Genomic DNA, 21493 nt, shown 5'->3' with positions numbered 1-21493 from the left:
AATCAGGAAAGTATATATAACAAACCCAGTGATAAACTGGGTTTGTTATATTTTTTTGGCCAATTGCTACTTCTATAGAGTGGATTTTAAAAAAGTTGAAATTGCCGGGAGCTAACCATCGCGGGAGAATGTGATGAACGTTGAATCGGAATGATTTAATGTTTCATGTTGCAAAGTGGAAATTGGGATATTTATTGTAGTATCATGTGTGTTGATTATCCAGCATTTACTGTTGAAACGAACTGGAGGGAAGAAAAATGGCGACAGAAAAAACCAACGCGATGCGTGTTCTTGATAAAAAAATGATTCCTTACAATGTCTTTACCTACGACAGTCAGGATGGAAGAATTGACGGCATATCGGTTGCTCAAAAAATAGGGAAAGACCCTCAATTGGTATATAAAACATTAGTAACACAGGGGAAGAGCGGAAACGTTTATGTGTTTGTCATCCCTGTAGAATCGGAACTCGATTTGAAAAAAGCTGCGCAAATAACGGGAGAGAAAAATGTCGCATTGGCGCCGATGAAAGATATCGAAAAATTGACTGGCTATATTCGTGGAGGGTGTTCACCGATAGGGATGATAAAACATTATCCGACCTTTATCGATTCCAGTGCTTGTCAATTTGAGCATATCATCGTTAGCGGCGGCAAAATTGGTTTGTTAATTGAACTAAGCGTGGAAGATTTACAAAGCATAACAGAAGCTACGTTTCATGAAGTGGTAAAATAAACGCCAAAAACTACTGATCGTTTCCCTTTTTTCCCGAAAAGCCTCCTTTCTCTAAACGAAAGGGAAGGGCAAGATGATCAGCGATTTTTTTGTATAAAAACAAAGTTCTATACAAGAATTTTTCTATGCCAAAACTTCTTTGCTGGAGATAATAAGAAACTCCCACCTTTTCATGGAATGAAGGTGGGAGTGGTTCATTATTTTTCTACGACTTTCGGCGGCATATTTTGAACTTAGTGTTTTGCACCAAATACGGAGGAATACAATTTATAGCCGCCATCTAAATTTTTCGCGCGGAAACCGTTGTCGTGCAAAATTCGTGTTGCTAAATATCCACGCAAGCCGACTTGACATGTTACCTGAACCTCCCGATGGCTAAAGCCACGGGGTTCTTGTGTACTATAGAGCTTCTTCCATACCTTCGCATGGATACTGACTCTAATTCCACAAGACTTTCATGGGCAAACACCTCACTGGTGCTTATCGCCCTGTGCGCCCGATTCAAGACGTTGGATTTTTCTTCTCTATAAGAGTAGTATACCATCTTTGACTACGTCAAAGCAATCGGTTCATCCCATGTCTAAAGACGGGCTACACCCTGCATGGGCTTTCTCCGATTGTACTTGTAAATGGTTTTGTCTTTCGGAAGTTCCGCTAAACGTTCGCGCAGTTCATCAAGCGGAATATTGATAGCACCAGGAATCGTTCCACATGCGACTTCTTTTGGTGTACGAACGTCAATGAGCGTGTCTCCGTTTGCGATGATTTCATCAATTTCATGCCATTGTACGGTTTCCACCATTCCATCGAGAATGTTCGAAGCAACGTAACCGGCCATATTCACTGGATCTTTCGCGGAAGAAAACGGTGGTGCGTAGGCAAGCTCTAAATCCGGTAAATCACGAACCGTTAAGCTGCCTTTAATAGCGGTTGCTAAGGACATCGATGGAAATGAATTTGTCCTAAAAGGATAAAGAAACCGTTTCGAGAAACGGTTCTACCTCAAAAGGTTGCTGAAGCTTCAGCAATCTTTATCATTTTACTTGCTTTAGCTATTCAGATAAAGCTGGGCCGGTTTTTTAAGCAGTGGCAAGTGTTTCAATATCTTTTTCAAAATAGATCGGTTCTTCGATTGATTCATATCTGCGAACCACTTTTCCATCTCGGTTAATAAGAAATTTAGTAAAGTTCCATTTAATCTCGTCACCAACTAACCATTCCGGGTTTTTATCCATAATCATCAGTTTAGCCTTTGTGTCCTTTCATTTCCTGGAGGGCATCGCTGAAATGGTTTCAAATAAATCACTTCGTTTCTACACAGAAATCATCGGATTTCGCCTATTAAAGCAAAATCAACACGAAGCGGCATTAACTGCGGATGGAGTTACTCCGTTAGTGGTGCTCGAGGAAAAAGCGGATGCGGTGCCGAAGCCGCCTCGGACAACGGGGCTTTATCATTTCGCGATTTTAGTTCCGGACAGAAAGAGTCTCGCCGAGGCGCTGCTTCATTTATTACAGACCGGCTATCCGCTGCAGGGAGCGTCCGATCATTTGTTCAGCGAGGCGATCTATTTGGCTGACACGGACGGAAACGGCATCGAAATATACGCCGACCGCCCGATGGAAAAGTGGGAGAAGACGGCAAATGGAGAATATAAAGCGGTAACGGAGCCGTTAGATGTGAACAATTTGCTGGCGCAAGTGGGAACGGAAGCGTGGTCGGGGCTTCCAATGCATACGTGGATTGGCCATATTCATCTCCACGTCGCCCACATCGAAGAAGCTTATGCTTTTTATGTGCAAGGATTAGGCTTTGAACCGACGACACGTATGGGAACGCACGCGTTATTCGTTTCCGCGGGCGGCTATCACCACCATATCGGTCTGAACACATGGGCTGGAGTCGGGGCGCCAAAACCGCCAGCGAACGCCGTTGGATTGCGCGTATTTTCGATTGTGCTGCCAAATGAAGCGGAAAGAGAAAAAGTGGTGGAACGGCTCCAACATATCGGTGCATCGGTGCGGCGAAGCGAAAATAGCATATTGACAAGCGATCCGTCTGGCAACGAAATCGAGCTGATCATTCAGTAATAGTTTTATTCGCTTTTTCTATGAAGGCAGATTGGATGACATACAAAAGAGAGTGTTCACCTGTTAGCGGTGCAGACACTCTCTTTGTATATATTTCGCAAGTTCTTCCGGTTTTTGCGAGCCGAGGTACAAACCGTCTCCGTTCGTCAGCTCGATCCATATTCCCTTCTTTCCTTTCATCGTGTAAGCACGGCCTTTTTTCAAGCTCCAGCGAATACCCCAGCCGCCGTAGGACATAGGATGATAAGGCTGAACTTGAACGTTTTTAATCTGTTGATACGGAATAACGCGGGAGCGAAATGGGAAAAAACGAATGACAAGTCCTTCTTTTTCCGTTTTTGTGACTAGTTTCAGCGACAAAAAGAAGAGCGGAAAACAAATGCCGAAAAACAGAAACAAGCCCCACATTCCCGTATCGCTTGCCGGCTTCGCGCCAAATGGGATTCCAAATATGATTTGCTGGATAAATCCGTACCACATAACAGCGGCGACGATAAGGACAAGCGCGTTCGCATACCAAGGTGGACGCTGCACTTCGCGCATGGCTATTGCTCCTCCTTTCTTGTCTCCTCCTTAATTATCATATTCTTCAAGAACTAAAGAACTCCTTTATTTGCCGGCAACAATCATAAGTGTTACAATAATGGCGAATAAGGAGATAAAAAGTTTTCTAGGGTTCCGTGGCCACGCCGCGGCCAGTCTGCGACCGTGAGAAAACGCGCGGTGTTTCCGCGTACGCAGAGGGATAAAAGCCCTGGAGAGTATCGTTTCGATATTTCTTCACGGCTTTTTTTATTTGGACAAAAAGGAGATGAGGAAAATGGCTTGGGTATATTTAGTTATTGCCGGCATTTTCGAAGTCGTATGGGCGGTCGCGTTAAAATATACGATGGGATTTACGCGGATGGTGCCGTCCATCATTACGTTTTTCGGCGCGCTTGTTAGTTTTTATTTTTTGTCGATAGCGACAAAAACGTTGCCAATCGGAACCGCCTATGCGGTATGGACGGGAATCGGAGTAATGGGAGCGGTCATCATCGGCATGCTCTTTTTAAACGAGCCGGTGACCGTGCCGAGGATGATCTTTTTGTTGTTTATTCTTGTCGGGCTGATTGGATTAAAGTTGACATCCGGGCAGTAAAAAAGCAGGGGAGTGCCCTGCTTTTTTATTATTCATTGTTGGCAGGAAGTGAAACGTGCCAATTCTCGCTTGGGTCAAATACGATCACCGATTTTAAAGTAATTGTCAGCTGTTTCGGGATCTTTTCCATTCCTTCTATTTCAACATTGCTTTTTATTTTGTACATCATTTTCTTGTCGTCGTAGCTGATGATCGTTGGCAGCCAGGAATTTTTTTGGTTGATCGTGTAGACTTGCTGTGTCTCATCGCTTAGTTGGAAATCCATTCCTGAATAGGCGTTTGTTTCTACATCTAATATTCCAACGGATTTGTTCTCTTTATTTGTTTCTAATCGCAACTGATGAATGGTAAGGGTATTTCCTTTATAGTGAAGAGAAATTGGGTGCTTTTTCAATTCTTCCGCAGAGAATGCCAGCGATTGATCTGGATATTCCATTCTTTCAATCCCGCGAAATACAAACGTATATGTTCCTTTTGGTGAAAACGGGAGGAACGAATAGCGCCAGCGGATGACGTTTGGTTGTCGGGAAGGAAGTTCTTTTTTAGAAACAAATACCGCTCTTTTTGACTCTTCGATGTCCCATCTTGGTAAAGTTGTTGCGACAATATTTCCGTTGCTATCTACAATATCGAATAGCGGCTGATAAAACATTTGGTCACCAAGCCAGTATTCTGGGTGGCTTTTTAGCCGTTCTTTTCCTTCCTCTGTCCATGACGTTTCTAACTCAATGCTCGTTAATGTAGGAGAATAGACAAGTTTTTTCACCGTAATTTGCAATCCGTCATCAGTGACATACGTTTGGCCAATCGGTACTGTTTTTGTAGCCAACATGCTTTTATCGATGTTGACTGGAATTTTCAGCTTCCATTGACCATTGACCGTACCAATTTGATTCAGATCGATATGGATAAAAAGCTGTTTTGCTTCGAGGGCTTTATCGTTTAATGAGAACATAAGATCAGCGTAATGGTCGTGAGGGAATACTTGATCAATCGATTGCGAAACCATTCTCCCCGTGTTTGTTTGATATGTCTTATTTGTGGATACGACCTCCCCTTTCTCATTAGTAATGTAAAATTCATTGGCATGTTTAACAAAATACATTGTTTGCTTTGGTCCCCATTGCTCTTTTTCAAAAAGAATAGTTGGGTCGATAAATTTTCCATTTTTGTTTTCAAGACTATACGTAAAGATAAGCCGATTCGTATCCGCCATTACTTCTTTAATTCTAAATGTAATGCCGTGATCAGTGACAGCGGCTTCTGTTTTTTGCGAGAATCCTTCTTTTGCGGCAGTTTGTACGCCTTCATCCAGTTCAGAACGGATGAAAAAGGATTTAATGTAGGCGGCAAATGTCGGAGAAATATAAGCCCCTGTTGAAATTCCGATGAAGATGGAAGCGGCAGCAACCGCTAGCCATTTTCGCCATCTCGGTTTACGTATGAGTTTCGGATTTTGTTGTTTTTCTACTTGGAAAGGAAGTTCTTTGGCAAAATCGAAAATGCTTTCCGGAACGGGAATGTGATCGATCGAGCTTTCTATCTTTTGCTTTACTAAATCATCGCGGGAATTCATCGAAGCTCCTCCTTCCGTTCTTTTTGAAAATATTGATAAAGCAAATTTCGCGCTTGGAACAGCCGCGATTTCACCGTGCCTTCCTTGATTTGAAGAAGTTCGGCAATCTCGCTGATTTTCATGTTTTGATAGTAATAAAGCACAAGAATAACGCGATGTTTTATATCGAGCTTAAGAATATGCGCCAAAAGCTCCTGCTTCTCTTCCTTATTGATCACTTCGTCAAGGGGCAAGTGATGAGAATTCGATAAAAACGGAAGCACATCACTGATTTCGGCATATTGTCTTTCTTTTCCAAGTTTGCGCGCCATATCAATGGCGCGATGTGTGACAAGCCGGTAAAACCATGACGCGAAATGGCGGATTTCTTTATTTTCGCTGATCGTGCGATAGGCTTCGAGCAAACTGTTTTGTATGGCATCTTCGGCATCATGGTGTGAGCGAAGTATTGTAAAAGCAAGTCGGTACGCTTTCGCTAGATGCGGGGAAACAAGCAGGTAAAAAGCGTCTTTGTTTCCTCGCCTGCATTGAAACAAAAGATGTTGTTCATCATGCATACAATCATCCTTTCTTTTGTCAAAGTTTTATCTGCATATAAGGCGAAGCGGGGGAAGAAAAGGTTCGATTTTTCATTACGCAGAAAAAAGACTGCTAACCAAACATAGCAGTCTTTCGTGTATTCACCGTTTACCTTTCAAAACTATATTCTTGTTCTACTTTGCACACCCGGACTGAATAGCGATGATACCATTGCTGTTTTCCTTTTTCTTGGGCAATTTTGTGCACTGCATGCTTCTTCCATTGTTGAATTGTTTCCAGAGAGTCCCAGTACGAAACGGTGATGCCGATGCCGTTTTCGTTGCGGACGCTTTCGACGCCAAGAAAGCCAGGCTGTTTGGACGCTAGTTCGACCATTTGCTTTGCCATGGCTTCATACCCGTGATCGCCTGCAGTTCGCTCCGAGGGAAAAATAACTGCATAATATGTTTTTTTCATTATTTTCACCCCTTTAAGCATTGTTGTCGCTTTATCGAGATTTTGACATCAGACATAAGAAAAATGCTTGTCAAAATAATCATCAATCCACCGATCATGCCAATTGTAATTTTTTCATGGAGGAAGATCATCCCCCAAATGACGCCAAATACAGGAACGAGAAAGGTGACGCTTAATGTTTTCGTTGGACCGACGTTTGCCAGGAGATAAAAATAAAATAAGTAGGCAATAGCCGTACAAAAAACAGCCAATCCCAATATCGAGTACACCACGACCGATGATACCGGTTTCGTTGGGATATGGAAAACCGTGAAAGGAATCAGCACGAAAGCGGCGCCTAATTGTTGTCCGATGGACAGCGATAAAGGCGGAACTCCCGTAAACGTTTTTTTCGCATAAACACCGCCGCAGCCGTAGGAGAACGCCGCCAAAACCGACAGTAACGCAGAAAAAACGGTTTGCATCGAAAGCGGAACAGGGCTCCAGCCAACTAACACGAACACGCCGACAATGCCGAGGACGATGCCGATCCATTTTTTTGCATGAAGCGGTTCATGAAGGAACCATCGCGAAGCAAGCGCTGTAAACAACGGGGTGGTGGAGTTCAAAACGGCCGCTAAAGAAGCCGTTAAATGCAGCGTGGCAGCGGCGATCAGTGTAAACGGAATTGCCGCATTCAGCGCCCCGACGATGAGATATTGCTTCCAATAAGCTTTCAGCTCTATGCTTTTTTTGAACATCCATACATACAATAACAGCACGAGGCCGGCGATAAGCACGCGCAACTCAATTGTAAGCACAGGACCGATGACAGGAGAAGCGATGCGCATAAATAAAAAAGAAGCTCCCCATAAAGCCGCAAGCAGAAAAAGAGCAGAAATTTCTTTGGTATTCATATTCCGTCTCTCCTAATGAATTTTTTCTGAATTATATCATATTTTTTCTATTGGCACAGAAGAGATTGATTGACAAGTCGAGTTTTTTATTGACAACGCATATAATGATTGAATATCATTAAATTGAAAATAATATATGGTTTCTGTGTTAAAGGGGAGTAGCTTTAACAGCAAAGTCGTCAGTTCAGGGTCACACCCTCGGCTTTGTTGGCAACGGTGATGTTGTTAGCGAGACCTTTGCCGATATTGGTAAAGGTCTGTTTTTATGAAGACCTTTACCGATTGGGTAAAGGTCTTTTTTTGTGAAGAAAGGAGGAGGATTGGGGAGAATAAAAAGGAGATTCGAAAAAGATGAAATGCAGTATTTGGGGGGATATAATGAGAAAATTATGGAAACGACTGCGTTTCATTGTAAAAATCCGCCGGTTTATCCCGTTTTTCATCGAATTTTTTCGCTCTCGAGAAGTGCCTATGTTTAAAAAGACGCTTTCCATTGTACTTTTAGCGATCTATATGGTGTTTCCGTTTGACATTATTCCTGATTGGTTGGGACTTTTTGGCATCATTGATGATGTAACCGTACTATTATTTATTCTTCAGCAAATAGTAAAAATGGCTCCTTCACATTCAAAAGATAAATACGGTATTTAAAAAAAGGAGGAATGATCAATGGAATTATTTTCGATGGAATTTCTATCTGCACTTTTATCGATTATCATTATTGATCTTGTACTAGCGGGCGATAATGCGATCGTCATTGGTTTGGCGGCGCGAAATTTGCCGAAGCATCAACAGAAAAAAGCGGTTATTTGGGGAACGGTAGGGGCGGTTGTAATCCGCGCGCTTGCGACCTTATTTGTCGTATGGCTATTAAAAGTTCCTGGATTGCTGCTAATTGGCGGTATATTGCTTGTTTGGATCGCTTATAAGCTCCTTGTCGAAGAAAAGGGCCATGATGTGGAAGCAGTAGGGAGCTTATGGGAGGCAATCCGCACGATTGTTATCGCCGATGCGCTGATGGGATTGGATAATGTGCTGGCGGTAGCGGGAGCCGCGCACGGAAGCTTCTTATTAGTTATATTAGGATTATTAATTTCGGTGCCGATCATGGTATGGGGAAGTACGTTAATTTTGAAATGGATCGATCGTTTCCCAATTATTATTACAATCGGAGCGGGAGTGCTTGCATGGACGGCTTCGAAAATGATTGTGGACGAGCCGTTTTTAGATCAGTATTTTGCTAATCCGATTGTCAAATACGGATTTGAAATTCTCGTCATTGCTGGAGTGATTGCCGCTGGCACGTTGAAAAAGAAGAAGGGTGAAAACCAATTAGAAACAAAAGCCGCCAACGAATGATTGGCGGCTTTTGCTTATAACTCATCAAATCCGTTATCGATGTTCACTTTTGTATATTGTCTTGATTTTTGTTCGAAAAAGTCTGATTTGCCGAGGTCGACTTCTTCATATGCTTTAATCCAGCGCAATGGATTTGTCCGATAACCGTCAAACGGACGGTCAAATCCAAGCTGATGGGCGCGGACGTTGGCGTAAAACTTAATGTAGGCGCTCAAATCGTGCATATCAATGCCATCGATATCGTTGCCAATGATGTAATTGGCCCATTCGATTTCCAGCTCTGCTGCTTTAATGAACGTTTCTCGCACAAATTGAGCAAGTTCCGGTGTATTGTATTCTGGATATTCGTTTAGTACTTCTTTGAAAATTTTTGCAAATAAATCGACATGAATATGTTCGTCTCGATTGATGTAATTAATCATCGTGCTTGTCGCGACCATTTTTTGATTGCGCGCCAAGTTATAAAAGAAGGCAAAGCCGGAGTAGAAGAACAGACCTTCTAAAATAACGTCATACACGATCGATTTTAGCAAGTTTTCAACATTTGGATGTTCAGCAAACTCTTTATAGCCGTTTGTGACGAAGTCGTTTCGCTTTCGCAAAATCGGTTCGTTTCGCCAAAACTCAAACACTTCGTCCTGTTTGCTTTTTGGCACGAGGCTTGAAAGAACATAAGAATATGAATGATTATGAATGACTTCTTGCTGCGCGAGCATAATCATAAGCGCGTTAATGCTCGAATCAGTGATATAATCGGCGACTCTTCCGGCGTAATCTGTTTGAATGCTGTCAAGCAACGCTAAAAGCCCAATGATTTTCAAAAACGCGTCTTGTTCGCGTTCAGTTAAATTCGGAAATTGTTTAACATCCTGGGACATATTGATTTCAAACGGCGTCCAAAAGTTTGCCAGCATTCGTTTATATTTGGCGTACGCCCAAGGATAGGCGATATCATCCCAGTTTAAGACGTTCGAACTTTTGCCGTTAATGATTCTTGTAGAGCGGTTTGGTGCTTCTGGGTCCATGATGATCCGCTTCGTTAATGGATGTGCCATGTTTTATTCCCCCTTGGCATTAACTTGCGCATGATTCACATTCATCGATCGTGCTGGAAGTAGAACGGACGTAATACGTTGTTTTTAGTCCTGACTTCCATGCGGTGAGATGAAGATCTAAAAGCTCTTTTGCTTTGATGGTGTTCAACACGTAAAAATTAAACGAAATCGCTTGGTCGATATGGCGTTGGCGCGCCGCATTTTGCTTAATGCTCCAATGCTGGTCAATATGGTAAGCTGATTTATAGTACCACGTTGTTTCGGCGTTTAAATCGGGCACGGTAACTGGAATTTTGTAATCTTTCTTTTCTTCGGCGTACACTTTTAAAAAGATCGGATCGATACTGGCGGTGCTGCCGGCGATAATCGATGTCGAAGCATTTGGCGCGATTGCCATCACATAGCCGTTGCGCATGCCGTGTTTGGCGACTTGTTCTTTGAGTGCATCCCAGTCAAAGTCTTCGGTGCGACGATATCCGCGCTTGTCGAAATAAGCGCCCGTCTGCCAGTCAGATCCCGGAAACGCTGGATAGCTTCCTTTTTCTTTCGCGAGCTCCATACTCGCTTGGATCGCTAAGTAGGCAATTTTTTCGTACAGCTTGTCCGCGTATTCAACTGCTTCGTCTGATTCCCAGCGAATGCCTTTTAACGCAAGCAAATGATGCCAGCCGAACGTGCCAAGTCCGACGGCGCGATATTTTTGATTGGTGAATTTCGCTTGTAATACCGGGATATTATTTAAATCAATGACGTTATCGAGCATGCGCATTTGGATCGGGATGAGCCGCTCGAGTACATCGTCGGTGACGGCACGGGCAAGATTGATGGAAGACAAATTGCAAACAACGAAATCGCCCGGGATTTTTTCAATGATAATCTTTCCATCTTTCGTATATTGTTTTTCCACGACGGTCGGACTTTGGTTTTGCGCGATTTCTGTACAAAGGTTGCTGCAGTAAATCATGCCGAGATGCGCGTTCGGGTTTTTCCGGTTCACTTCGTCGCGGTAAAACATAAATGGTGTGCCGGATTCTAACTGGCTGCGCATAATGCTTTTCATTATTTCGATCGCTGGCACTTTTTCTTTCGAAAGGCTCTTTTCTTGAACGCATTGCCAATATTTTTCGCGGAAGCTTCCGCTGCCTTTTTCCTCATCATAAAAGTCTTCCAAACTAAATCCCATCACTTTGCGCACTTCATGGGGGTCAAACAAGTACCAATCGCCGCGTTTTTCTACTTGCTCCATAAATAAATCTGGGATGCAGACGCCCGTAAATAAATCATGTGTTCTCATTCGTTCATCGCCATTATTTAATTTCGCGTCCAAAAAAGCGAAAATGTCTTTATGCCAAACATCCAAATAAACGGAAATCGCACCTTTGCGCTGCCCTAATTGGTCGACGCTGACGGCGGTGTTATTAAGCTGCTTCATCCATGGAATCACTCCGGACGAAACGCCTTTAAACCCCTTATATCGCTGCCTCGGCTTCTGATTTTGCCGAGATAGACGCCGATTCCGCCACCCGATTTTGAAAGGTTGGCGATGTCTGTGTTGCTGTCGTAAATGCCTTGCAAGCTGTCATCGACGGTATCGATAAAGCAGCTTGAAAGTTGTCCGTAGCTTTTTCCGGCATTTGCTAACGTTGGCGTGGCGACGGTCATATATAAGTTGCTTAGCGCCCAATACGCTTCTTGAATGAACGTAAACCGGCGATGTTTCGGTTCTTTCGCCATTAACGTCATTGCGATGATAAGGAAGCGCTCCTGCGGCAGTTCGTACAAGTTGCGGTCGTAGTCGCGGGCGAGGTAGCGGTCCGCGAGCGTGCGAAGGCCGATATATGTAAACAACTTATCTTTATCTGGATCAATAAGTTTTCCAAGCTCATTGATTTCTTCTTTTGAGTAATCATCAAGAAGAGAGCGATCGTACACGCCTTTAGAAACAAGCGTTGTAATCAACTCGTACAAGCTGCCGTAGCGTTGTTTTGCGTCATATCCACGTTGTTTTGCCGCTTCTTTGTATAGCTTTTGCAAATAGATGTGAGCACAGACAAACGTCCATTCTGGTTCTGCCTCACTAATATAGGAAAGACCTTCAAGTATTAAGTAATTCGTGATTTGTTCCGCAGAAAGTGTATCTTTGCTTTCGATGATGCGGATGATGCGCTCCATATAGTCATCTGTCTGTAGATGCGGGTAGTCTTTTGTTATATTGCGGATAAAGGAAATGAGTCGTTCGCGCGAAAACGGTTTAGTTTGCCCGTTTTCTGAAGTAATAATGATAGTGTTCGCCTGTAGTTCCATCAGTTTCTCCTCCTTGTTTCCATAAAAAATCCACTCGGGTCGAGTGGACGAAACGACAGTATAAAAAAGGCAAGAGAAGCCCTTTCCAACCATCGTTTCATCTTCTCGCTCCCCGGAGAACATGAAACGCAAACAAGCAAGGCAGGTCTCCTGACTCGTGCTTCTTCCTACTTTGGATCCTTCCCGTATGTGCGCCCGAGCGAGCTTTCACATACAGTGGATGTTCCATTTCGTCCACACATACAGTTGCGGGGGCAGTTCTGGATTCTCACCAGATTCCCTATTAAGTCCGGATGGACACCATTGCTTGCGGTTTTATACTATATTTAGTTGTTTTATGAGTTTATAACACAATATATAGTGTTGTTGCTGTTGGTACAAGCATATAATAAAACGATAGAAAATTCAACTATTTTTTGTAAGGACATGAAAAAATGAGGAATGCTTTTCTAGTGAGAAGGCATTCCTCATTTGCGGGAAGTTCGAAATTTTAGTAACAAAAATTGAAGCAACAATCCGATGCATACCCTGGAATGACAAAAAGCCTCGGAAGCCAAATAGGACCGAAAACGATTTTGAAAATTTTAATATGTGCGGAATACATAAGAGCGATCGTGACGAAATAGGCAGAGAACACATAGGGAAGAAAGGAGTAGGGGGACTGTCCACCTCCCGCATCTTTTACCGCATCCCACATGGCGTAAAAGTATAGACATGGATAGAACATTAACCATTGGAAATCAACGACATCAATCGCTTCTTTGTTGTTCCCTAAAAAGCTTAATCGAATTGCTTCATTGAATTGCGATTGTACGTTAATGAGAAATTCCAACAAAATAAACAAAGTGCCTTTGAAGTATTTTTTATTGAGAAGTTGGCCCAATCCAGGCAATGCAATGCACCACATTAACTGTTCCATTGCCTTCACGTTTCCTAACTCTTTGCTTTGTGTTGTTTGTTGTTGCAATCGAAAAAAGAAGATATAATCATTGCGCAAAAAACTCATGATTATCTTCTTGATATTACATTTTTAACAAATAAAACTGATTTATACTTTTTTGGAATAATAAAACAGTTACCCAAAATTCAACAAATTAATATTAGGCAGGAATGTTCAGAGTAAAAAAGATATGGTGATAAAACGACTATAAAAATATTTATCCTTATAATATCTAGAAAATATTCTTTGAATTTTTCAGAATAGTTAATATAATATTATTAAAACAACAAAGGGGGAAAAGACGTGAAAGGATTAAAATCGGTCTTGCTTTGGGGGCTTATTTCCGCTCTTGGGGCGGCAGGGTTTGCCGTTCTTGCATTGAACCGCGGCGAGACGGTAAATGCGATTTGGCTGATTGTCGCGGCTGTCTGTACGTATGCGGTAGCATACCGTTTTTATAGTAAATTTATCGCTCGCAAAGTATTTGAACTTGATGACAGTCGCAAAACGCCTGCGGAAGTGTTTAATGATGGAAAAGATTATGTGCCGACAAACAAATGGGTATTATTCGGCCATCATTTTGCGGCGATCGCTGGCGCCGGACCGCTTGTCGGACCGATTTTAGCAGCGCAAATGGGATATTTGCCTGGCACGCTTTGGATTATTATCGGCGTTGTTTTAGGCGGTGCTGTCCAAGATTTTATTATTTTATTTGCGTCTATGCGGCGCAATGGCAAATCGCTTGGCGAAATGGTGAAGGAAGAAATTGGCCCGGTTACAGGGTTCATTGCATCGCTTGGTATTTTAGGAATCATGATTATTTTATTAGCTGTTTTAGCATTGGTAGTAGTAAAAGCGCTTGTAGGAAGCCCTTGGGGAATGTTTACTATTGCCGCAACGATTCCAATTGCGATTTTGATGGGAGTTTACATGCGCTTTATTCGTCCAGGGCGTGTGGCGGAAGCGTCATTAATGGGATTTATTCTGCTTCTTGTTTCTCTTGTCGCTGGACAATATGTGGCGGAGCACCCGACATTAGCGAAAATCTTTACATTGAAAGGTGAAACGATCGCGATTTTAATGATTGCTTACGGATTTGTCGCATCTGCTTTGCCGGTGTGGCTGCTGCTTGCGCCGCGCGACTATTTGAGTACGTTCTTAAAAATCGGGACGATTGTTGGTTTAGCGCTGGGAATTTTAGTTGTTGCTCCAGACTTGCAAATGCCGGCGCTGACGAAATTTGTTGACGGCACTGGTCCTGTGTTTGCTGGTGACTTATTCCCATTCTTATTTATTACGATTGCCTGTGGTGCGGTGTCTGGATTCCATGCACTTGTTTCGTCCGGTACAACGCCAAAAATGATTGAGATGGAGAGCCATGCCCGCCCGATCGGCTATGGAGCCATGTTAATGGAATCGTTCGTTGCAGTGATGGCAATGATTGCTGCGTGTATATTAACTCCTGGAGTATATTTCGCGATTAATAGCCCAGTTGCTGTGATTGGGCAAGATGTTGTGCAAGCAGCAAAAGTCGTGTCTTCATGGGGATTTACAATTACGCCTGACATGCTGACGGAACTTGCGAAAGATGTTGGCGAGCAAACGATTTTATCGCGGACTGGCGGAGCGCCGACACTAGCGATCGGAATGGCTGTCATTCTCTCTAATGTGATCGGCGGCAAAGCATTAATGGCCTTCTGGTACCATTTCGCGATTTTGTTTGAAGCGCTCTTTATTTTAACGACGATTGATGCGGGTACACGCGTTGGCCGTTTTATGATTCAAGATATTATGGGCACTTTCTACAAACCGCTTGGCAAAACAGATTCGCTAGTTTCCAATATTATCGCGACGACGCTGTGTGTTCTTGCTTGGGGATATTTCCTATATCAAGGGGTAGTCGATCCTCTGGGTGGCATTAATACATTATGGCCGCTTTTCGGTATTGCCAACCAAATGCTGGCAGGAATTGCGCTTTTATTTGGAACGACGGTTTTATTCAAAATGGGCAAAAAAGCTTACGTTTGGGTGACATTGGTCCCAACGACATGGCTTTTAGTGGTAACGATGACGGCAGGATTCCAAAAGCTGTTCCATAGCAATCCAAAAATCGGTTTTCTAGCTCATGCTAATGCCTTTAAAGATGCATTAAATCAAGGTAAAATTTTAGCACCTGCAACCAATGAAGCACAAATGCGGCAAATCATTATGAACGACTACATTGATGCAACGCTTTGCGCGATTTTCATGCTTGTTGTGATTGCCATGTTGATTTCGGCAGTAAATATGTGGATAAAAGTATTGAAAAACAAACATGTACCGTTGAAAGAAGCACCTTATATTCCAAGAGATGGAGGAAATGAGGTTAAACATTATGCGTAAGTGGCTTCATACGATTCTTTCCTACCGCAAGCAATTTCTTGATTTGCTGGTTGGTGTTCCAAACTACGAGAAATATGTAGAACATATGAAAACACATCATCCAGGAGAGCCGATAAAATCAAGAAAAGAGTTTTTCTGCGAAGTGCAGGAAGCGCGCTATAACGGCAAAGGCGGAAAAGTATCACGCTGTTGCTGACATAAAAAGGGGAAACTATTCCCATACTCATCAAGTTAAGAATTTTGGTCTTTGTGCATCGTCAAAAACATGGTATCCTTTCTAACGAACACTCCACGTTAGAAAGGATTTTTTTCATGGAAAAACAAATGAAAGCATGGATTCAAACCATTCGTCAACTCTTTTCTCCCGAAGAATTAACCCGTCTCGCACGGAAAACAGGCTTTATCCGGCGGCAGCGTTCGTTAACGGCGGAAGCCTTTCTGACTCTCTGTGCATGGGGAGATGGCTCACTGGCCAAACAGTCGCTTCAGCGGTTGTGTGCGGCCTTGACGCTCTGGCATGGCTGTTCCCTTTCAAGCGAAGGCTTGAATCAGCGTTTTACCGATCGGGCCGTGGCATTTTTGCGAGAAGTGTTTTTCCTTCTCCTCCTGCATCAACGTCCATTGCTTTTGTCAGCCATGGAGACCTATCGAACTTGTTTTACCCGCCTGCGGATTTTGGACTCAACCAGCTTTTTGGTTCCCGCTGACTATGGGGAAGACTATCGAGGTTCCGTTTCGTCGGGGGTGAAAATTCAGTTTGAATATGACTTGTTATCCGGCGCCTGCCTTCAGCTATGCGTTCAATCGGCCAATGACTCGGACGCTCGTTTTGCCTATCATGCCCAGCATACGATTTTACCGAATGACCTATGTATTCGGGATTTGGGCTTTTTCCCGTTGCCGCACTGGCCGAGATCGACGCCCGCGGAGCGTATTATATTACTCGGCTCCGTTCCGATATGAAAGTGTATATCAAGGAGAATGGCCAGTGGAAGGAATGGGATTGGGAATCCCTTGGGAATCAATTAGAGGAAGGGGAATCAGTGGAAATGGAACATGTATACATCGGACATGAACGCTTGTATGTTCCACGGTTGGTTTTCCGCCGTCTGACGGCGGAAGAATGGCAAAAACGGATGGCGTATGTGCGGAAAAAGGAAAAAAGAAAAGGGAAGGCGCTGGCACGCCAAACCCTCGAACAAAAGAAATACCACATCTTACTGACGAATTTACCACAAGAGTCGTTTGATGGTCAACAGGTTTATGAGCTCTATTCCCTGCGCTGGCAAATTGAATGGTTGTTTAAAGCCTGGAAATCCGTATTTGATTTGGAGAAAGTCAAGGAGATGAAAAAAGAACGTTTCGAATGCCATTTATACGGGACGTTGATTGTCATTTTGGTCACCCAGACGTTTCTGTTTCAAGCTCGGATGTATTGGCATCAAAAGGAAGACATTGAAATCAGTGAACGGAAAGCGCTCGATCTTCTCCAATCGTATTGGCACCAGTTGCTTTTGCGTTCGCATATGGCGGAAATCAACCTTTTCTCTCTCCTTTCCCTGTTACGAAAACATGCCAAGAAAGGTCGAAGGAAAGGGGAAGAAACGGCATCAGATATCTTAACGAAATTAGAGATATGGTAGAATTAGATATGGATATAAATACCAAATACCCCTCTTCTGGAGGGGTATTTGGTATGCCCAATAATGGATGTGATCCCCATCACTCACTGCGGGGATGAACACGAGTATCGTCTTAAAAATTTTATACCGCTAAACTTGACGGGTATGGAAACTATTCCCCTTTTTTCCTTTTTCGTATTTATTTTAAGTTAATGAGGACGAGCTTTTTCGTTTGTGTTTTCCTGTTCATTCACGAGAACATCCGCCGGAAGCCCACTGCTTTAGCTGTGGGAGGAAGGCGGGGTTTATATTTTCAGTATATATTGAATTTTTCGTTCAATATAAGTACACTGGATTTAGAAAGGTAGGTGAATCAAGAATGCTCTGCACTCTCAAGATTAAATTAATGCCAACTCTTGAACAGTTTCATGCGCTGCTGGAAACAATGAAACGGTTTAACCAAGCATGCAACTATATTAGCGAGATTGCTTTTCGCTCCAGAACCTTTTCCAAAACGAAAATCCAGCGGCTTTGCTACTATGACGTCAGGGAAAAATTTGGCCTCTCTGCCCAAATGACCGTTCGTGCCATCGGCAAAGTGTCGGAAAGCTATCGTTTGGATAAAAAAACCTTGCATAACTTTAAAGAAACCGGTGCCATCGTGTATGATGAAAGAATCCTGTCCTTTAAAGGGTTAGAGTATGCTTCCATCCTTACCTTGCAAGGAAGAATGGAAATCCCTATGGTCATTAGCCGCTACCATCAAGGTTTGCTGTGCGGCAACCGTGTTCGGGGTCAAGCCGATTTAGTCCTTCAAAACGGTATTTTTTATTTACTGCTCGTGGTGGACGTTCCCGAAGGCCAGCCCAATTCCGAAAACGGATTTATCGGTGTGGACCTTGGCATCATTAATATCGCCGTCGATAGCACCGGTGAGGTATTTTCCGGCTCGAAGGTCAACGGGCTGCGCCGCCGCCATGCGAAACTTCGCGCCAAACTCCAAAAGAAAGGCACCAAGTCAGCGAAACGCCTGCTTAAAAAGCGTTCCAAGAAGGAAAAACTATTTGCCCGTGATGTGAACCACTGCATTAGCAAGAAGATTGTTGAAAAGGCAAAGGCACTCGGATGCGGCATTGCCCTTGAAGATTTAAAGGGCATCCGCCAACGCACCGAGAAAACGGTTAAAAAGCAACAGCGTCGTCAACACTCTTCTTGGTCTTTTTATCAGTTGAGAAAGTTTATTGAGTATAAAGCGGCGATCGCTGGCGTGCCGGTGGTATTGGTTCATCCAAAAAATACTTCCCGCACCTGTCCGGTTTGCGGACATGTGGCCAAAGAAAACAGACCGTCAAGGGATCAGTTTTGTTGTCGAGCTTGTGGGTACGCTGCCCCTGCCGACAACGTGGCTGCGGAAAACATCCGCAGGGCTGCTGTCAACCAGCCGAACGCGGCAGCCAATTAGGCTAGTTGCAAGCCCACGGCTTTAGCCGTTGGGTAGTTGACTGTTTTGTCATAAGAAAAATAACTTTCTTTTTGTTTTATAAGGGGGAATAAATATATGCGTATACTTGTAGTCGGTGCAGGCGCAGTCGGCGGTTATTTCGGCGGAAGATTGCTCGAAAAAGGAGTGGACGTGACATTTCTTGTTCGCAAGCGAAGAAAAAAGCAGCTGCAAGAGAAGGGACTAGTGATTCATAGCGTTCACGGCGATGCGGTGCTGTCTCCGAAGCTGCTTGTAACGGGTGAGCAAGCCGAGCCGTTTGATGTCGTCATTTTTTCCAACAAAGCGTACCATTTGCCGGAAGCGATTCGCGATGTGAAACCGTATGTTGGAGAAAAAACGATGATTTTACCGCTGTTAAACGGCATGGCGCATATGGAAATACTTTGGAATGAGTTTGGAAAGGAAAACGTGTTAGGAGGGCTTTGTTTTATCGAAACAACGCTGAATGAGCATGGAGAAATCGCGCAAACAAGCGCTTCCCATGATGTTCGATTTGGGGAATGGTCCGGGGAGCGGACGGAGCGCGTTCTTGCGTTGGAACAATTATTTTCCGGCTGCAACGCCCGTTTTCGTTTAAGCGAGCATATTGCGACAGATATGTGGAATAAATATTTATTTATCGCGACAATGTCAGGGGTGACGACGCTGTTTCGAGCGCCGATTGGACCAATTCGCTCTGGAAAGTACGGACAAGAAATTATTTTCGGATTGCTAAAAGAGATTGCGGCCGTGATGCGGGCTCATGGAGCACCAATTGCCGATGATATCGAAGAAAAACAACTGGCGCAATTAAACCGAATAGAAGCGACGATGAAATCATCGATGCAGCGGGATATGGAAAAAGGACAACTCATTGAAGCGGATCATTTGCAAGGATATTTGCTTTCATTGGCGGAACAATACGAAATCGAAACGCCACTGTTAAAATTGGCGTACCATAATTTAAAAATTTACGAGGCGAATCGCTCCAAAACAGAGTAAGAATAGAAAAAGCGCAGCTTTCTATGTATACAAAAGAAGGCTGCCTTCTTTTTTGCAAAAAAGATTGTATATTGGCATCATGTAGTGTACAGTTAATAGTGAAAACGTATGCACAAAAAGAGGAGGATACAGCCGTGAAGAAAGCTTGGTGGAAAGAAGGAGTCGCGTATCAAATTTATCCGAGAAGCTTCATGGATTCAAATGGCGATGGAATTGGAGATCTTCGCGGAATTATCGAGAAGCTTGACTATTTAAAAGACCTTGGAATCGATATCATATGGATTTGTCCAATTTACAAGTCGCCAAATGCCGATAACGGATATGATATTAGCGATTATCATGCGATTATGGAAGAATTCGGGACAATGGAAGACTTTGATTTATTGCTCGAGGAAATTCACCGGCGCGGCATGAAAGTGATTTTAGATTTAGTCATTAACCATACAAGCGACGAACACCCATGGTTTATTGAATCGCGTTCATCACGGGATAATCCGAAACGGGATTGGTACATTTGGCGTGATGGAAAAAATGGCAAAGAGCCGAACAACTGGGAAAGCATCTTTGGCGGATCGGCGTGGGAGTACGATCCGAAAACTGATCAATATTACTTGCACATATTTGATGTAAAGCAGCCGGATTTAAACTGGGAAAACGAAGAAGTGCGCCAAGCATTGTATAAAATGATTAATTGGTGGCTGGATAAAGGAATTGATGGATTTCGAGTGGATGCCATTTCACATATTAAGAAAAAGCCGGGATTGCCGGATTTGCCGAATCCGAAAGGGCTAGATTATGTTCCGTCTTTTGCTGGCCATATGAACCAAGAAGGGATTATGGATTATTTAAGAGAGCTCAAAATGCAAACGTTTGCGCATTATGACATTATGACGGTTGGAGAAGCGAATGGCGTTACCGTCGAGGACGCGGAAGAATGGGTCGGTGAGGAAAACGGCATTTTCAATATGATCTTCCAGTTTGAACATTTAGGGTTATGGCAAAAAGGAACGAATGGCGGAGTGGATGTGCGCCAATTAAAGCGCACGTTGACAAAATGGCAAAAAGGGCTGGAAAACCGCGGCTGGAACGCATTGTTTTTAGAAAACCACGATCAGCCTCGTTCTGTCTCGACATGGGGAAATGATAAGGAGTACCTTACCGAAAGTGCGAAGGCGCTTGGTGCGATGTACTTTTTGATGCAAGGAACACCGTTTATTTATCAAGGACAAGAAATTGGGATGACGAACGTCCAATTTTCGAATATTGAAGACTACAATGATGTTGCTATTAAAAGAATGTATCAAATCGAACGGGAAAAGGGTCGCTCCCATGAAGAAATTATGAAAGTGATTTGGAAAACAGGGCGCGACAATTCGCGAACCCCAATGCAATGGTCCGACGCGCCAAACGCGGGGTTTACGACGGGAACGCCATGGATGAAAGTGAACGAAAACTATAAGACCATTAACGTCGAGGCGCAATTGCGCGACCCGAACTCCGTCCTTCAGTTTACAAAAAAATGATTCGGCTTCGCAAGGAGAACGAAGTGTTTATTTATGGAACGTACGATTTGATTTTAGAAAAGCATCCGACGATTTATGCGTACACAAGAACGCTTGGAAACGAAAAAGCGGTGGTTATTGTCAATTTAAGCGATAAACCAGCGCTGTATCGATATGATGGCATTCGATTAAGCTCAGAAAATTTGGTGCTGCAAAACTATGATGTAAAACCGCATAAAAACGCAACACGCTTTAAGCTGAAACCGTATGAAGCACGCGTATATTTGCTGAAATAGACAAAAGCTGCCGTTCATTTCTCGGCAGCTTTATTTTGCTTCGGTGTGGAAGAACTGGCGCTTGCCACTAGCAACAGTGAAAGCAAGAGAGTGAATGCGGAGGCGGCAAATCTG

16 protein-coding genes, 5 pseudogenes and 2 riboswitches are annotated in these 21493 nt (G+C 43.5%); of the genes and pseudogenes, 11 read left to right on the top strand and 10 right to left on the bottom strand.

The genetic code is table 11. The features are described from left to right. Window positions 1-257: 257 nt before the first annotated feature. On the top strand, window positions 258-734 hold the full coding sequence (gene ybaK / locus NXM86_RS15005; RefSeq protein ID WP_012749287.1) for a Cys-tRNA(Pro) deacylase: 477 nt from the start codon (window positions 258-260) through the stop codon (window positions 732-734). A 625-nt stretch (window positions 735-1359) separates the two neighbouring features. On the opposite strand, the pseudogene NXM86_RS15000 reads toward ybaK, so the two are convergent. Both NXM86_RS15000 and NXM86_RS14995 read right to left on the bottom strand, forming a co-directional pair. After that, window positions 1360-1671 (bottom strand): annotated as a pseudogene (locus NXM86_RS15000) (rhodanese-like domain-containing protein); the annotation flags it as partial. Window positions 1672-1813: 142 nt separating this feature from the next. After that, window positions 1814-1969 carry a hypothetical protein gene (locus NXM86_RS14995; RefSeq protein ID WP_498958234.1) on the bottom strand — a complete coding sequence of 52 codons (156 nt, stop codon included), beginning with the start codon at window positions 1967-1969 and terminating at the stop codon, window positions 1814-1816. 52 nt (window positions 1970-2021) lie between these two features. Between NXM86_RS14995 and NXM86_RS14990 the strand changes: the two genes are divergently transcribed. After that, on the top strand, window positions 2022-2825 hold the full coding sequence (locus tag NXM86_RS14990; RefSeq protein ID WP_498958233.1) for a VOC family protein: 804 nt from the start codon (window positions 2022-2024) through the stop codon (window positions 2823-2825). A gap of 63 nt (window positions 2826-2888) precedes the next feature. On the opposite strand, the gene NXM86_RS14985 is transcribed toward NXM86_RS14990, so the two are convergent. Further along, entirely contained in the window at window positions 2889-3368 is a 480-nt protein-coding gene (locus NXM86_RS14985; RefSeq protein ID WP_498958232.1) for a DUF6141 family protein, read from the bottom strand. A 116-nt stretch (window positions 3369-3484) separates the two neighbouring features. Next, a riboswitch (guanidine-I (ykkC/yxkD leader) is annotated at window positions 3485-3587 on the top strand. 58 nt (window positions 3588-3645) lie between these two features. Here NXM86_RS14985 and NXM86_RS14980 point away from each other — a divergent pair. Continuing rightward, entirely contained in the window at window positions 3646-3966 is a 321-nt protein-coding gene (locus NXM86_RS14980; RefSeq protein ID WP_097354151.1) for a DMT family transporter, read from the top strand. 28 nt (window positions 3967-3994) lie between these two features. Here NXM86_RS14980 and NXM86_RS14975 read toward each other — a convergent pair whose 3' ends face one another. The 4 genes from NXM86_RS14975 to NXM86_RS14960 form a co-directional block, all read right to left on the bottom strand. Further along, window positions 3995-5542 (bottom strand): DUF4179 domain-containing protein, encoded by a 1548-nt coding sequence (locus NXM86_RS14975; RefSeq protein ID WP_097354152.1) that lies wholly within the window; start codon window positions 5540-5542, stop codon window positions 3995-3997. Then, window positions 5539-6099 (bottom strand): RNA polymerase sigma factor, encoded by a 561-nt coding sequence (locus tag NXM86_RS14970; RefSeq protein ID WP_498958231.1) that lies wholly within the window; start codon window positions 6097-6099, stop codon window positions 5539-5541. Before NXM86_RS14970 ends, NXM86_RS14975 begins: the two co-directional genes overlap by 4 nt. A 130-nt stretch (window positions 6100-6229) precedes the next feature. Further along, complete coding sequence (locus NXM86_RS14965; protein WP_498958230.1) at window positions 6230-6538, bottom strand: antibiotic biosynthesis monooxygenase family protein; 309 nt, start codon at window positions 6536-6538, stop codon at window positions 6230-6232. A 5-nt stretch (window positions 6539-6543) separates the two neighbouring features. Further along, window positions 6544-7434: a DMT family transporter gene (locus NXM86_RS14960; protein WP_498958229.1), complete on the bottom strand. Its 891-nt coding sequence runs from the start codon at window positions 7432-7434 to the stop codon at window positions 6544-6546. 378 nt (window positions 7435-7812) lie between these two features. Here NXM86_RS14960 and NXM86_RS14955 point away from each other — a divergent pair, with 378 nt between their 5' ends. Continuing rightward, a complete protein-coding gene (locus NXM86_RS14955) occupies window positions 7813-8085 on the top strand; it encodes a YkvA family protein (protein ID WP_089096889.1) in 273 nt (90 codons plus the stop codon). An 18-nt stretch (window positions 8086-8103) separates the two neighbouring features. After that, a complete protein-coding gene (locus NXM86_RS14950) occupies window positions 8104-8793 on the top strand; it encodes a TerC family protein (RefSeq protein WP_328269214.1) in 690 nt (229 codons plus the stop codon). A gap of 14 nt (window positions 8794-8807) precedes the next feature. Here NXM86_RS14950 and NXM86_RS14945 read toward each other — a convergent pair whose 3' ends face one another. From NXM86_RS14945 to NXM86_RS14935, 3 genes and pseudogenes are all read right to left on the bottom strand, one after another. Continuing rightward, window positions 8808-9848, bottom strand: a complete 1041-nt coding sequence (locus tag NXM86_RS14945; RefSeq protein ID WP_062679173.1) for a ribonucleotide-diphosphate reductase subunit beta — start codon at window positions 9846-9848, stop codon at window positions 8808-8810. A gap of 19 nt (window positions 9849-9867) precedes the next feature. Next, a pseudogene (locus tag NXM86_RS14940) lies at window positions 9868-12152 on the bottom strand (ribonucleoside-diphosphate reductase subunit alpha). Between the two features lie 123 nt (window positions 12153-12275). Next, window positions 12276-12473: riboswitch (cobalamin riboswitch) on the bottom strand. 146 nt (window positions 12474-12619) lie between these two features. Further along, window positions 12620-13080 (bottom strand): annotated as a pseudogene (locus NXM86_RS14935) (hypothetical protein). A 315-nt stretch (window positions 13081-13395) separates the two neighbouring features. Here NXM86_RS14935 and NXM86_RS14930 point away from each other — a divergent pair. The 6 genes and pseudogenes from NXM86_RS14930 (at window position 13396) to NXM86_RS14905 (ending at window position 21379) form a co-directional block, all read left to right on the top strand. Beyond that, entirely contained in the window at window positions 13396-15474 is a 2079-nt protein-coding gene (locus NXM86_RS14930; RefSeq protein ID WP_081188665.1) for a carbon starvation CstA family protein, read from the top strand. Continuing rightward, window positions 15467-15670 (top strand): YbdD/YjiX family protein, encoded by a 204-nt coding sequence (locus tag NXM86_RS14925; RefSeq protein ID WP_017435755.1) that lies wholly within the window; start codon window positions 15467-15469, stop codon window positions 15668-15670. Before NXM86_RS14930 ends, NXM86_RS14925 begins: the two co-directional genes overlap by 8 nt. Before the next feature lie 116 nt (window positions 15671-15786). Further along, window positions 15787-17117: pseudogene (locus tag NXM86_RS14920) on the top strand (IS4 family transposase). A 358-nt stretch (window positions 17118-17475) separates the two neighbouring features. Then, a complete protein-coding gene (locus NXM86_RS14915) occupies window positions 17476-18558 on the top strand; it encodes an RNA-guided endonuclease InsQ/TnpB family protein (protein ID WP_015863580.1) in 1083 nt (360 codons plus the stop codon). A gap of 96 nt (window positions 18559-18654) precedes the next feature. Further along, window positions 18655-19581, top strand: a complete 927-nt coding sequence (gene panE / locus NXM86_RS14910) for a 2-dehydropantoate 2-reductase (RefSeq protein WP_081188664.1) — start codon at window positions 18655-18657, stop codon at window positions 19579-19581. 134 nt (window positions 19582-19715) lie between these two features. Beyond that, window positions 19716-21379 (top strand): annotated as a pseudogene (locus NXM86_RS14905) (glycoside hydrolase family 13 protein). Window positions 21380-21493: the final 114 nt, after the last annotated feature.

This window comes from Geobacillus sp. CX412 (assembly GCF_027942335.1).
Taxonomy (GTDB): domain Bacteria; phylum Bacillota; class Bacilli; order Bacillales; family Anoxybacillaceae; genus Parageobacillus_B; species Parageobacillus_B toebii.
The sequence above is the reverse complement of the archived record's forward strand: the minus strand, read 5'-3'. Positions and strand labels throughout refer to the sequence as shown.